11 protein-coding genes and 1 riboswitch are annotated in these 12671 nt (G+C 68.7%); of the genes, 4 read left to right on the plus strand and 7 right to left on the minus strand.

What is annotated here, in order from left to right:
* Nucleotides 1–283 precede the first annotated feature (283 nt).
* A complete protein-coding gene (locus JOE46_RS05660) occupies nucleotides 284–1018 on the plus strand; it encodes a hypothetical protein (RefSeq protein ID WP_218840990.1) in 735 nt (244 codons plus the stop codon).
* Nucleotides 1019–1081: 63 nt separating this feature from the next.
* On the opposite strand, the gene JOE46_RS05665 is transcribed toward JOE46_RS05660, so the two are convergent.
* Nucleotides 1082–1450, minus strand: a complete 369-nt coding sequence (locus JOE46_RS05665) for an STAS/SEC14 domain-containing protein (RefSeq protein WP_257017688.1) — start codon at nucleotides 1448–1450, stop codon at nucleotides 1082–1084.
* 52 nt (nucleotides 1451–1502) lie between these two features.
* On the opposite strand from JOE46_RS05665, the gene JOE46_RS05670 reads away from it, so the two are divergent.
* The 3 genes from JOE46_RS05670 to JOE46_RS26910 all read left to right on the plus strand — a co-directional run bounded on the left by JOE46_RS05670 (nucleotide 1503) and on the right by JOE46_RS26910 (nucleotide 6440).
* Nucleotides 1503–2174, plus strand: coding sequence for a PaaI family thioesterase (locus JOE46_RS05670; protein WP_245221413.1), 672 nt, complete (start codon nucleotides 1503–1505; stop codon nucleotides 2172–2174).
* Between the two features lie 144 nt (nucleotides 2175–2318).
* On the plus strand, nucleotides 2319–4502 hold the full coding sequence (locus tag JOE46_RS05675) for a malate synthase G (protein WP_097213375.1): 2184 nt from the start codon (nucleotides 2319–2321) through the stop codon (nucleotides 4500–4502).
* Nucleotides 4503–4652: 150 nt separating this feature from the next.
* Nucleotides 4653–6440, plus strand: coding sequence for a substrate-binding domain-containing protein (locus JOE46_RS26910; protein ID WP_209926510.1), 1788 nt, complete (start codon nucleotides 4653–4655; stop codon nucleotides 6438–6440).
* A 35-nt stretch (nucleotides 6441–6475) separates the two neighbouring features.
* Here the strand turns inward: JOE46_RS26910 and JOE46_RS05685 are convergent, their stop codons facing one another.
* The 6 genes from JOE46_RS05685 to garA all read right to left on the minus strand — a co-directional run bounded on the left by JOE46_RS05685 (nucleotide 6476) and on the right by garA (nucleotide 12659).
* Nucleotides 6476–6646: a hypothetical protein gene (locus tag JOE46_RS05685; RefSeq protein WP_169310496.1), complete on the minus strand. Its 171-nt coding sequence runs from the start codon at nucleotides 6644–6646 to the stop codon at nucleotides 6476–6478.
* Nucleotides 6647–6778: 132 nt separating this feature from the next.
* The gene (gene gcvP / locus JOE46_RS05690; protein ID WP_209926519.1) at nucleotides 6779–9631 is read right to left on the minus strand and encodes an aminomethyl-transferring glycine dehydrogenase; all 2853 of its coding nucleotides are present in this window, start codon (nucleotides 9629–9631) and stop codon (nucleotides 6779–6781) included.
* Nucleotides 9632–9814: 183 nt separating this feature from the next.
* A riboswitch (glycine riboswitch) is annotated at nucleotides 9815–9910 on the minus strand.
* Nucleotides 9911–10012: 102 nt separating this feature from the next.
* On the minus strand, nucleotides 10013–10609 hold the full coding sequence (locus JOE46_RS05695; RefSeq protein ID WP_077041768.1) for a MerR family transcriptional regulator: 597 nt from the start codon (nucleotides 10607–10609) through the stop codon (nucleotides 10013–10015).
* A gap of 215 nt (nucleotides 10610–10824) precedes the next feature.
* Nucleotides 10825–11298 (minus strand): bifunctional nuclease family protein, encoded by a 474-nt coding sequence (locus JOE46_RS05700; protein ID WP_077041769.1) that lies wholly within the window; start codon nucleotides 11296–11298, stop codon nucleotides 10825–10827.
* Nucleotides 11299–11442: 144 nt separating this feature from the next.
* Nucleotides 11443–12180, minus strand: a complete 738-nt coding sequence (locus tag JOE46_RS05705) for a MerR family transcriptional regulator (RefSeq protein ID WP_097213378.1) — start codon at nucleotides 12178–12180, stop codon at nucleotides 11443–11445.
* Entirely contained in the window at nucleotides 12180–12659 is a 480-nt protein-coding gene (gene garA, locus JOE46_RS05710; protein WP_072749715.1) for a glycogen accumulation regulator GarA, read from the minus strand. The genes JOE46_RS05705 and garA overlap by 1 nt, the downstream gene beginning before the upstream one ends.
* Between the last annotated feature and the right edge of the window lie 12 nt (nucleotides 12660–12671).

Here is a 12671-nt window from a genome sequence, read left to right on the forward strand (position 1 = left end):
CCATCGGAGCCTATCCAATGACCGTATACGGCTAGTCGTATACATTTAGCCGTATACGGCTAATGGAGGTGACGTGATTTTCGGGATCTGGCCTGGCGTGGTCGCGGCCGACCTTGTCGACTTTCGACCACTCGACTGCCCACCGGAAGACCCCACAGCGACCCTGGCGGCCCTTCGGAGTCTGCAAGGTGACGCGCCCGCCTTCTATGTGCGCTGCTATCGACACTTCGGGGTCGGTGCACAGCGGGGAACGGCGACCTCCCGAACTCCCGACCGCCCCGGGTTGTACGCGGGAGACGGGCGTCTGATCGACCTGGTCGCCTGCTATCAGAGCCCGGCGCCGGACGCGAGTGGCTTCGCCGAGTTCGTCCGCGACGCTGTTCGAGACGTCGCCGAATGGGGCGGCGGCAAGGTGCAGGTCGGTGAGGAGCTGAACATGCCGGCACCGCAGGACGGGGGCAGCCCGGGATGCTTCGATGCCGTTGCGGCCGGCATCGCTGCCGCATTCGAGGAACGTGAGCGACTCGGCGTCGACGTCGAGATCGGGGTGAACTCGGCCGGCATGGCCGATCCGGCCTTTTGGCGGCGGCTGGCCGACACCGTCGGCGTAGAACACCTCGAGGCACTCGACTACATCGGCTTGGATGCTTTTCCCGATGTATTCCACCCCATCCCGCACGATCGGCTCGCCGCTTCGGTCACGTATCTACTGGAGCGTTTCCGTTCCGTCACAGCAGAATCCGGGGTCCCCGAGAGCACCCCGATTCACGTCACCGAAACGGGGTGGCCGACGGGCGCCGATCGGGACGAGGCAACGCAGCGCTTCGTCCTGGAGACCGTGGCCGACGCCGCTCTCGATTCCGGCGTGGGTGTCACGGCATACGAGTTCTTCGGGCTGCGAGATGGGCACAGCGGCGCGGAATGGACCAGCCGTTTCGGACTCCTGCGCGACGACTACACGCCCAAGCCCGCCTTTCACGCCGTGCGCGACCTCATCGCCGGCCGATCCACATCGTGAGTGCGAATATGCGCGACGTGCCACCAGCCCGCCGCCGCCCGGCCGAGGTCCTTGCCCTCCCGATCAGCCGCCCTGTGAGGCCCACTCGATCGCGGCCTGCTCGTCGGCAAGCGCGAAGGCGCGGACCTCGCAGGGAATCAGGAACCTGACCAGGTGAATGGCCGTGCCGATCCACTCGTGATCAGTGACCAGCGCGATGCGACCCCAACTGTGCCGTGGGCGGGTCTCGAGTTCGGCGTCCTGCCACAGCGCACCGGCGGTGTAGCGGCTCAGGTCGTCGCCGAGCACATAGACGATGTTGACCTTCTCGTGCTCGGCGATCTTGGCGTCGATGGCCGGGTCGAGTACGTCCCTGTAGTCCTGCGCGGTCACCGTCCCGGTCGCCCGGAAACCCAGGGTGCCCGCCGGCAGGTTCTGCATGGTCTCGATCACGAATCCATGGTTTCACAGCTCGAGTCCCGGTGTGACGCAACGCGAGAGTGCCATGGGCGGCACCGAATCGCTCGCGTCCTTCGAACGCGTGCTGCACGATCACACGGTGAAGTTCACCCGAGAAGACATCGACACCCAGGAACTCGCCCGGCGCCGGGCGCTCTACGGCCCGCTCACCGCGGCGGTCCGCGACCTCGTCGACGCCACCATTCGCACCGAGGTCGACGAGGCGGTGATCCGCGAGGTCCAGGCCACGATCGTCGACGCCACCGCGAAGCTGCGCGCCACCCAGATCGACGGCGGGTTCGGGATGCGGTTCACCGCCGACGGCGAGTCGATCGCCTGGGGCAACGCGGGGATCGGCCTGCGGAACGCGATCGCTCCCCCGCTGGTCATCGAGTCCGACGACGCAGGCCTGCACTGGACCGAGGTCAGCCTCGGCGCCGCCTACGAGGGCCCGCCGGGGCTCGTGCACGGCGGGATCTGCGCACTGGTGATGGATCACCTGCTCGGCACCACCGCCAGTTCGATCGAGCCGCGGTTCACCGGCACCCTCACGCTGCGCTATCGGCGCGGCACCCCGCTCGGGCCGCTGCGCGCCGAGGCCCGGATCGATCGCAACGAGGGCCGCAAGACCATCGTGGTCGGGACCCTCTCGGACGCCCTCGGCGTCACCGTGGAGGCCGAGGGGATCTTCATCGGGCCCGCCGCGCCGCCCGCTTAGCCGGCCACCGCCGTGTCCCCCTGGAATACCGGCCGAATCAGTACGGTTGGACTGTTAGCCCACCAGGACAAACAGCTAGACGATTACCGCCGAGTAACATCTAGTCCGTCTACATGAGGCATTCCCAGAGAAGTGAGGCATTTCATGACTGAGCGCGTGCAGGTCGGTGGTCTTCAGGTCGCCAAGGTTCTCCACGATTTCGTGGGCACCGAAGCTCTCCCGGGTACCGGCGTAGACGCAGACGCGTTCTGGGCGGGTGCCGTCAAGGTCATCGAGGACCTCGCCCCGAAGAACAAGGCACTGCTGGCCAAGCGCGACGACCTGCAGGCGCAGATCGATGCCTGGCACCGCGATCACTCCGGCCCGGCCTTCGACGCCGCCGAGTACAAGGCATTCCTGCAGGAGATCGGCTACCTGCTGCCGACGCCTGCCCCGTTCAGCATCGAGACCCAGAACGTCGACGCGGAGATCGCGACGACCGCAGGCCCGCAGCTCGTGGTGCCGGTGCTCAACGCCCGGTTCGCACTCAACGCCTCGAACGCTCGCTGGGGCTCGCTGTACGACGCGCTCTACGGCACCGACGCCATCTCCGAGGCGGACGGCGCCGAAAAGGGTAAGAGCTACAACAAGGTCCGCGGCGACAAGGTGATCGCCTGGGCCCGTGAGTTCCTCGACACCGCGGCGCCGCTCGCGGCGGGCAGCCACGCCGACTCCAAGCGCTACTGGGTCGACGGCGCCGAGCTGAAGGTTGAGCTGACCGACGGCACCGTCACCACGCTCGCGCAGCCGGAGAAGTACGTCGGCTACCTCGGCGAGAAGGACGCGCCCACCTCGGTCCTGCTGCGCAACAACGGACTGCACGCGGAGATCCAGATCGACGCGAGCTCCCCCATCGGCCAGACCGATGCGGCCGGGGTCAAGGATGTCGTCCTCGAGTCCGCGCTCACCACGATCATGGACTTCGAGGACTCGGTCGCGGCTGTCGACGCCGACGACAAGGTCGTCGGCTACCGCAACTGGCTGGGACTCAACCGCGGCGACCTCGCCGAGGAGATCAGCAAGGGCGGCAAGTCCTTCACCCGCAGGCTCAACGACGACCGCACCTACACCGCGGCCGACGGCGGCGAACTCACCCTGCACGGTCGTTCGCTGCTGTTCGTGCGCAACGTCGGGCACCTGATGACCAACCCCGCGATCCTCGACGCCGACGGCAACGAGGTCCCCGAGGGCATCCTCGACGCGCTGATCACCAGCCTCTGCGCGGTGCACGGCCTGACCATCAGCGAGGCCAACGGACCGCACGACAACAGCCGCACCGGCTCGGTCTACATCGTGAAGCCGAAGCAGCACGGCCCCGAAGAGGTCGCGTTCACCACCGAGCTGTTCGGTCGCGTCGAGCAGGTCCTCGGCCTGCCCGCGAACACGCTCAAGGTCGGCATCATGGACGAGGAGCGTCGCACCACGGTCAACCTGTCCGCCTGCATCAAGGAGGCCAGCGAGCGCGTGGTCTTCATCAACACCGGCTTCCTCGACCGCACCGGCGACGAGATCCACACCTCCATGGAGGCCGGCGCGATGGTGCGCAAGGCCGAGATGAAGAAGCAGAAGTGGATCGGCGCCTACGAGGACTGGAACGTCGACACCGGACTGGCCGCTGGCCTGCAGGGCAAGGCGCAGATCGGTAAGGGCATGTGGGCCATGACCGACCTGATGGCGGACATGCTCGAGCAGAAGATCGGTCACCCCCGCTCCGGCGCCAACACCGCGTGGGTCCCCTCGCCCACTGGCGCAACCCTGCACGCGACGCACTACCACCGCGTCGACGTGTTCGCCGTCCAGGACGAGCTCAAGGGCAAGCCGCGCGCGAGTGTCGACGACATCCTGACCATTCCGCTCGCCCCGAGCACCGACTGGTCGGACGCGGAGAAGAAGGAGGAGCTGGACAACAACTGCCAGTCCATCCTGGGCTACGTGGTCCGCTGGATCGACGCGGGCGTCGGATGCTCCAAGGTGCCGGACATCCACGACGTCGCGCTCATGGAAGACCGTGCCACCCTGCGCATCTCGAGCCAGCTGCTGGCGAACTGGCTGCGCCACGGCATCGTCACCGAGGCGGACATCGTGGCCAGCCTCGAGCGGATGGCCCCGGTCGTCGACCGCCAGAACGAGGGTGACGCCACCTACGTCCCGATGGCGCCGGACTTCGACACCAACATCGCCTGGCAGGCCGCCAAGGAGCTGATCCTCGAGGGCGCGTCGCAGCCGAGCGGTTACACCGAGCCGATCCTGCATCGCCGCCGGCGGGAGTACAAGGCCGCCAACGCCTGACAGGCAGCGACAGCACCGCGAAGCCGCCACCAGACCGATCCGGTCCGGTGGCGGCTTCGCCGCTTCCACGGCGCGGTCGTCCGTAGACTGCTGGGGTACCGATGAGACGGACCTGCGTGCCGTCACCGATCGACGACAAGGCGGGCACACGTGGGGCAGCATCGCGGCGCAGAGGGCACGAGGGGTGTCAGCAGGGGCCCGGTGATCGCGGTGGGAGCAGTCATCGCCGTCGTGCTCGCCGTGGTCGGCTGGTTCCAGCTCAGGGACCGGATCTCGGACCAGGGCACCCAGGCGGCGCAGAGTTGCGTCGAGGGTCCCGCCGTCCTCGACGTGACCGCGGATCCCGACATCGCCCCGCAGATCCAGACCCTGGCAGACCGCTATGCCCAGACCGCCCCGGTCGTGCGCGACCACTGCATCACCGTCACCGTCACCCCCGCCACCTCGCAGACCGTGGTCGACGCGCTGGCGGCGAGCGCCGGGAAGGACTGGTCCGGGCCCGGACCGGCACCGGCGCTGTGGATTCCGCAGAGCACCCAGTCCGTCGCCCGACTCAGCGGGCAGACCGGACTGATCGACGGCCAGCCGAAGTCGCTCGCCACCTCGCCGGTGCTGCTGGCGGCCCCGGTCCCGCTGGCCCAGGCTCTCATCGCATCGAATGTCGGCTGGCAGGACCTCGCGCGCCTGCAGTCCGACCCGAACGGGCTGCCGGGGATCGGACTCCCCGGATGGGGCTCGCTGAAGCTGGCCCTGCCGACCGGTCCCGGCTCGGACCCCTCCACCCAGGCAGCCGAGGCCGTCGCCGCGGCGGTGTCGGGTGCGGGCGCCGGGCCGGTCACCGAGGCGCAGGCCGCATCCGCACCGGTCGTCTCGGCACTCTCCTCGCTCGCGGTCGGCTCCGCGGCCGCGTTCCCGTCGGCTCCCGACAAGCCCGCCGCGACGGCGGATGCACTCTCGGCGCTCGGTGCACAGCAGGATCGACGGGCGGGCGCCCCGCACGCGGTGGCGGTCACCGAGCAGCAGCTCTACGCCGCCGAGCCAGGCGTGAACGCGCTCACCGCGTTCCTTCCTGCCGGGGCCACCCCGATGGCCGATCACCCCGGCGCGATCATCTCCGCCGGCTGGGTGGACGAGGCACGCAGCCGGGCGGCCGCGGAGTTCGTGGACTACCTCCGCCGTCCCGAACAGGCGACGGTGCTACGCGACGCCGGTTTCCGGGTCGACGGCGAGTCCCCCTCGGCGGTGAGGGCGGTGCCCTTCGCACCGATCGACACGCCACTGCAGCCTGCTACCGGGCCCGTGGTCGACACGCTGAGCCGAACGCTCGCCAATCCGGTGGTGCCCCGCAGATCGACCGTCCTGCTGGACGTCTCGGGTTCGATGAGCAACGTCGAGGGCGACGGGACGCGGCTGACGAACACGACCGCGGCACTGACCGAGCAACTGAACCGGACACCCGACTCCACCGATCTCGGGCTGTGGATCTACTCGAAGAACCTCGACGGCGCCAAGGCATACAAGATCGCCGTCCCGACGGGCTCGCTGACCGACACCGTCGGCACCGGAACGCGGAGGCAGGCGATCGACACGGCGCTCGACTCCCTGACCCCGGCGACGGCGACGTCCACCTACGCGGCGACCCTGGCCGCCTACGCGGATGCGGTGCGGGGATACGGCGCGGACCGCCCGAACTCGGTGCTGCTGATCACCGACGGCCCGAACGACGACACGTCGATCACGGCCCGGCAGCTGCTGGCGTCGATCCGGGAGACCACAGTGGGCGGCAAGCCGGTCCGCATCGACGTCATCACGATCGGCGAGAACTCCGATGCCGACACCCTGCGGGCCCTCGCGGAGCAGACCGGGGGTTCGATGACCGCCGTCGGGTCCTCGCAGGGTCCCGAGTTGGGTGCCGCGATCGGCCAGGCGCTCGGCTGACGCCGGACGAGGCCGACCACGGCGTCACGCCAACGTCAGAGGCACCAGTTGATCTCGGCGGAGCCGGGCAGCGGGACGACGAAGCAGAACTGCAACGACCCTCCCCCGATGATGCGATCCTCGGCGGAGGCCGCCGGGGCGGCGAGGGCGGCGACTGACATCACGACGGCGGTTGCGGCGGCGGCTCTTGCGATGGTGGTGAACATGTGTCTGAACCTTCGGCTCGACAAGGGCGGCCGACCAGCCGCCCATACCCACCCCATCGTCCTCCGGGCGGGTCGCGGCCCACAAGGACCGTTCGGTCTCCTCATGAGTGCGCGCGACCGCCCGGAGTGCGATCAGCCGCTGAAGGCCTCGATCGGCGGGCACGAGCACACCAGGTTCCGGTCACCCGCCGCACCGTCGATCCGACGCACCGAGGGCCACACCTTGGCCCTGGCCTTGCCGAGCGGGAACACCGCGAGCTCGCGCGAGTAGGGGTGGTCCCAGTCCGCCGCCAGGCAGCCCGCGGTGTGCGGCGCCCCGCGCAGCGGGTTGTCCTCCACCGGCCACTCGCCGGCGCCGACCCGGTCGATCTCGCCGCGGATGGCGATCATCGCGTCGCAGAACTGGTCGATCTCGTCCAGGTTCTCGCTCTCGGTTGGCTCGACCATGAGCGTGCCCGACACCGGGAAGCTCATCGTCGGCGCGTGGAAGCCGTAATCCGCCAGGCGCTTGGCGACATCGTCGACCGTGACACCGGTTTCCTTGGTGAGCGGACGCAGGTCGAGGATGCACTCGTGCGCGACCATGCCGTTCTCACCGGTGTAGAGCACCGGGAAGTACTCGTCCAGGCGGCGTGCGATGTAGTTCGCCGACGCGATGGCGGTGAGCGAGGCGCGCCGCAGTCCGGTCGCGCCCATCATCCGGATGTACGCCCAGGTGATCGGCAGGATGGAGGCGCTGCCGTACGGTGCGGCCGACACCGGGCCCGATCCGCCCAGTTCCGGCGCCATCGGGTGCCCGGGCAGGAACGGGGTCAGGTGTGAACGCACACCGATCGGACCGACACCCGGACCGCCGCCGCCGTGCGGGATGCAGAAGGTCTTGTGCAGGTTCAGGTGGCTCACGTCGCCGCCGAAGCGCCCGGGCCGGGCCAGGCCGACGAGCGCGTTGAGGTTCGCGCCGTCGACGTACACCTGTCCCCCGGCGTCGTGCACGGCCGCGCAGATGTCCGCGACCTCGTGCTCGTACACGCCGTGCGTGGACGGGTAGGTGATCATGATGGCCGCGAGCCGCTCGGCGTGGTCCGCGATCTTCGCCTTCAGGTCCGCCAGGTCGACGTCGCCGTTGGGGCGGCAGGCGACCACCTCGACCCGCATGCCGACCATCACGGCGGAGGCCGCGTTGGTGCCGTGCGCGCTGGACGGGATCAGGCAGGTGTCGCGATGATCGTCGCCGCGGCTGAGGTGGTAGTTCCGGATGGCCAGCAGGCCGGCGTACTCGCCCTGGCTGCCTGCGTTCGGCTGCAGGCTCACCGCGTCGTAGCCGGTGATCGCCGCCAGCCAGCCCTCCAGGTCGTGGATGATCTGCAGCATGCCGGGCGCGTCCGCCGTCGGCGCGAACGGGTGCAGGCCCGAGAACGCCGGCCAGGTGATGGGCTCCATCTCCGCGGTGGCGTTGAGCTTCATCGTGCAGGATCCGAGCGGGATCATGCTCCGGTCGAGGGCGATGTCCTTGTCCGAGAGCATCCGCAGGTAGCGCAGCATCGCGGTCTCGGTGCGGTGCTTGGTGAACGCGGGGTGGGTCAGGTAGTCCGAGGTGCGCACCATCTCGGCGGGCAGCGAGGACGTCGACGCGTCCGCCGGGGTGTCGGCCCGAACGCCGAAGGCGGCGAAGACGGAAGCGAGATGGGCCTCCGTGGTCGCCTCGTCGCAGGCGATGCCGACGTGGTCGGCGTCGACGAGGCGCAGGTTGACGTTCCAGCCCTTCGCCGTCTCGACGATCTCCGCCGCCCGTCCCTGCACGCGGGCGAGCACGGTGTCGAAGAACGACTCGTGCACGATCTCGACGCCCTTCGACCGCAGGCCGGTCGCGAGGGCGACAGCGCGCCCGTTCACGCGCTCGGCGATCGCCTTGAGTCCGTCGGCACCGTGGTAGCTGGCGTACATGGCGGCGACGATGGCCAACAGCACCTGGGCGGTGCAGATGTTCGAGGTGGCCTTCTCCCGGCGGATGTGCTGCTCACGCGTCTGCAGCGCGAGCCGGTACGCGGGATCGCCGTCGGCGTCGACGGACACGCCGACGAGGCGGCCCGGCAGCTGACGGGCGTGTTTGGTGTGCACAGCCAGGTACCCGGCGTGCGGTCCGCCGAAGCCCATCGGGACACCGAACCGCTGCGTGGTGCCGAAACAGGCGTCCGCCCCGAGCTCACCGGGAGGGGTGAGCAGGGTCAGCGCCAGGAGGTCGGCGCCGACCGCGACCAGTCCGCCACGCTCGTGGGCGGCCGCGATGAGGTCCGTGTAGTCGACGACGCGACCGGAGGCGCCGGGCAGCTGGGCGAGCACGCCGAAGAACTCACCCTCGGGCAGTCCCTCGCTGAGATCGGCCTCCACCAGCTCGATGCCGAGCGGGGTGGCGCGGGTCTCGATCACGGCCCTGGTCTGGGGGAACAGATCGGTATCGATGACGAAGCGCGGCGAACGGCTCTTGTTGGCCCGGCGCAGCAGCGTCATCGCCTCGGCGGCCGCGGTGCCCTCGTCGAGCATCGACGAGTTCGCGACCTCCATGCCGGTGAGGTCGGAGACCATCGTCTGGAAGTTGAGCAGGGCCTCGAGCCTGCCCTGGCTGATCTCCGGCTGGTACGGCGTGTACGCGGTGTACCAGGCGGGGTTCTCGAGCAGGTTCCGCACGAGCACGGGCGGGGTGAGGGTGTCGTAGTAGCCGAGACCGATCATCGAGGTCGCGACGGTGTTCCTGGCGGCAAGCGCGGAGAGCTCGGCCAGCGCCTCGTGCTCAGTGAGCGCGGCGGGAAGAGCGCTCAGGCCGTCGCTGATCCCGTCGGTCACGGCGTCGAGGATGCTGGCGGGAACGGCCTTCCCGGCCATCTCGTCGAGGCTACCGACACCGACAACGCTCAGAATCCGCTCGAGCTCGGCGGAATCGGGGCCGATGTGGCGATCGACAAATGAACGAGTACTGGCGTCTGACAAGGCAACTCCCGCGGCTGAAGGATCGTAGGCGCATTCGGCTCGACCCTGCCGGGCCGAGCGGAACGTTCCTCCCCCTCTGTCGCCTGCTCGTCGCCGCGAGCGCCTGAGAGATTGAGGGCCGCCTTCGTCTAGGCCCCTTTCCCCGTGGGCGGGTGGGTGCTCCCACCGCTTTCCAGAGACGTCGTAGCCCGCACGGTCCTCGGTGCCTGAGAGATTGACGGGGAGGTATTGCTCCTTCGGCGTCCGGATTGTGCTCCGGAACTCTCCCATGCGGCGGCGACGTACCCCGAATTCTAGGCTACGTTCGACCACTTCTGTGCCCACGGACCCGGCCGCGTGGTGTGCCGCGCGCCACGTCGACTGCGTGCGCGCCAAATCGGGCTATCCGGCGCGGCTGGCCCGGTTCTTGCGACGCGACGCGAGCTCGTCCTCCGGGCTCAGTTCGCTCTCGCCACCGTCGGCCCGCTCGGCCGGGAAGTCCGCGATCGTGCCGGTCAGTTCGCGCATCGCGCCACTGACCGCGATCCCGAACACACCCTGACCGCCCTGCAGGAGGTCGACGACCTCTTCGGCGGAGGTGCACTCGTAGACGGTGGTGCCGTCGGAGAACAGCGTGATCTTGGCCAGGTCGCCCACGCCGCGCTGACGCAGGTGGTCGACGGCGACCCGGATGTTCTGCAGCGAGATGCCGGTGTCCAGCAATCGCTTCACGATCTTGAGGACGAGGATGTCCTTGAACGAGTACAGGCGCTGACTGCCGGATCCCGCGGCCCCGCGGATCGACGGCACGACCAGTGAGGTGCGCGCCCAGTAATCGAGCTGGCGGTAGGTGATGCCCGCGATCTGACACGCGCTCGGCACCCGGTAGCCCACCAAGTCGTCCGGCACCGAGTCATCGGGAAAGAGGCCCGGCTGAACATCCTCGACACCCTCGGACGGGGCGAGGCCGCGCTGAGGCTCTTGCGGATGATCTCCCACTGACTGCTCCCTCTCGCATGGAATTCCATACCGTGGATTCGACTCAGAGTACGCCTCGGGGTGAATCACATGGTGTGCGTTCGATGGATCAAAGCTATTGCGACGATTGACCAGGGTCAACGCAACACGCCGAAGCCTAAACCTCAACTTGAGGGTGAGACCGTATCGTTGCCCAGGCCACTATTTCGCCGCTGTCTCTCGACAGCGGGATCACACTAACCGTCAGTTGCCTTGAAATCGTCCGGCGACACGGATTCGAGGAATTCTTTGAACTTCTCGACTTCGTCCTCGCGCTCATCGGGCATCACCAGCCCGGCCTCCGCCAGCACCGCCTCGTCCGCGTAGATCGGGACGCCCGCCCGCAGCGCGATGGCAACCGAATCGGACGGCCGAGCCGAGATCCTCAGGTCGTCGGCGAAAACCAGGTCGGCATAGAAGGTGCCCTCCTGCAGATCCACGATCCGGACCTCACGCAGCGCGTTGCCGAGCGCCGTGATGAGCGTGATGATCAGATCGTGGGTGAGCGGCCGCGCCGGCTCCACGCCTTGCTGCTCCAGCGCGATCGCCGTGGCCTCGGTCTGGCCGATCCAGATCGGCAGGTAGCGATCCCCGTCGGCCTCGCGCAGCAGCAATACGGGCTGATTCTGTGGCTGCTCGACACGAATCCCGATCACACGCATCTCGCTCATCGCGTCTGCCTCCCGTCTGATCGGCCTCACCGGCATCGACCGCACTCATCGCATGAAGCCGTACCCAAATTCTAAGCGAACCCGGCGACCCATTCGACTCTCGCCGAACAGGTGCAGGTCGCGACCACTCCGGCCGGGCGATCGTCAGCGGTCGAGCGCGCCGCGCACGGCCGCCTTGACCAGACAGGTGTGCAGAGTGAGCGACAGCGCGGCGAGTTCACGCACCATCTCCTCGGCGCGATCACGCGCACCCGCGTCCCTGCCCTTCGCGACGGGACCGGCGATCTGGGCGACCAAACCGGCCTCCCGGTCCGCCGCGAGCTTGAACGCGCGCAGGTGCCGCACCTCGAGTCCGAACTCGGACATCGCCTTTGCCGCCCGTGCCAGGGTGACCGCGTCCTCGTCGAAAAAGCCCGCGACGCCCGGCACGATCAGCCCGCTGCGCAACAGTTCCGACAGGAACGCCTCGTCCGCGCCGGACCGCGCGATCAGGTCGGTGCGGCTGATGCGGACCTCGCGATTGGCCCGGAACTCCTCGGGCGAGACCGCGCCGGGCGCGATGGACAGGGCCCGCGGCCGTCGCGGGGCCGACTCCGTCGACCCGACCACCGCGACGCCGCTGTCGATCGCCTCGAGCTGTTCCTTGATCACCTTCAGCGGCAGGTACTGATCGCGCTGCGCGGTGAGCACGAACCGCAACCGCTCACAGTCGGCCAGCGAGAACCGTCGGTAACCCGACGGAGTCCGCTCCGGACTTATCAGCCCCTCCGCCTCGAGGAATCGAATCTTCGAGATGGTGATGTCGGGGAAATCGGGACGTAGCCGATCCAGGACGGAGCCGATCGACATCCCGCCCTCGGTCCGCTGCCCGACCGCCGTCATCAGCTACCTGCACCCGCAGCGGAACTACCGGCGCCGCGGGGGCCGGTGAGGTACACGAGTCGGAACTTGCCGATCTGCACCTCGTCACCGTTGACGAGGGTTGCCGAGTCCACCGGCTCACGGTTGACGTAGGTGCCGTTGAGGCTGCCGACGTCGACCACCTGGAACTCGTTCTGATCCTGGCGGAACTCGGCGTGCCGACGGCTGACCGTGACGTCGTCGAGGAAGATGTCGCTGTCCGGGTGGCGGCCCGCCGAGGTGGTGGGCTGGTCGAGCAGGAATCGGGAGCCCGCGTTCGGGCCACGCTTGACGACGAGGAGCGCCGAACCGGCGGGCAGGCCCTCCACTCCGGAGACCTGCTCAGCTGCCTGCGGAGCAGCGGTCGTGCTGTCCAACTCGTTGAGGAAATCCGCCCGGAAAACCGACGTTGTCTCAGCCGGCGATTCTCCAAAAACCGCGTCGCTGTCGTTCTCGCTCACCGTTTCTCCTCC

The sequence above is a fragment of the Rhodococcus sp. PvR099 genome (assembly GCF_017833315.1).
In the GTDB taxonomy this organism is placed as follows: Bacteria; Actinomycetota; Actinomycetes; order Mycobacteriales; family Mycobacteriaceae; genus Rhodococcus_G; species Rhodococcus_G oryzae.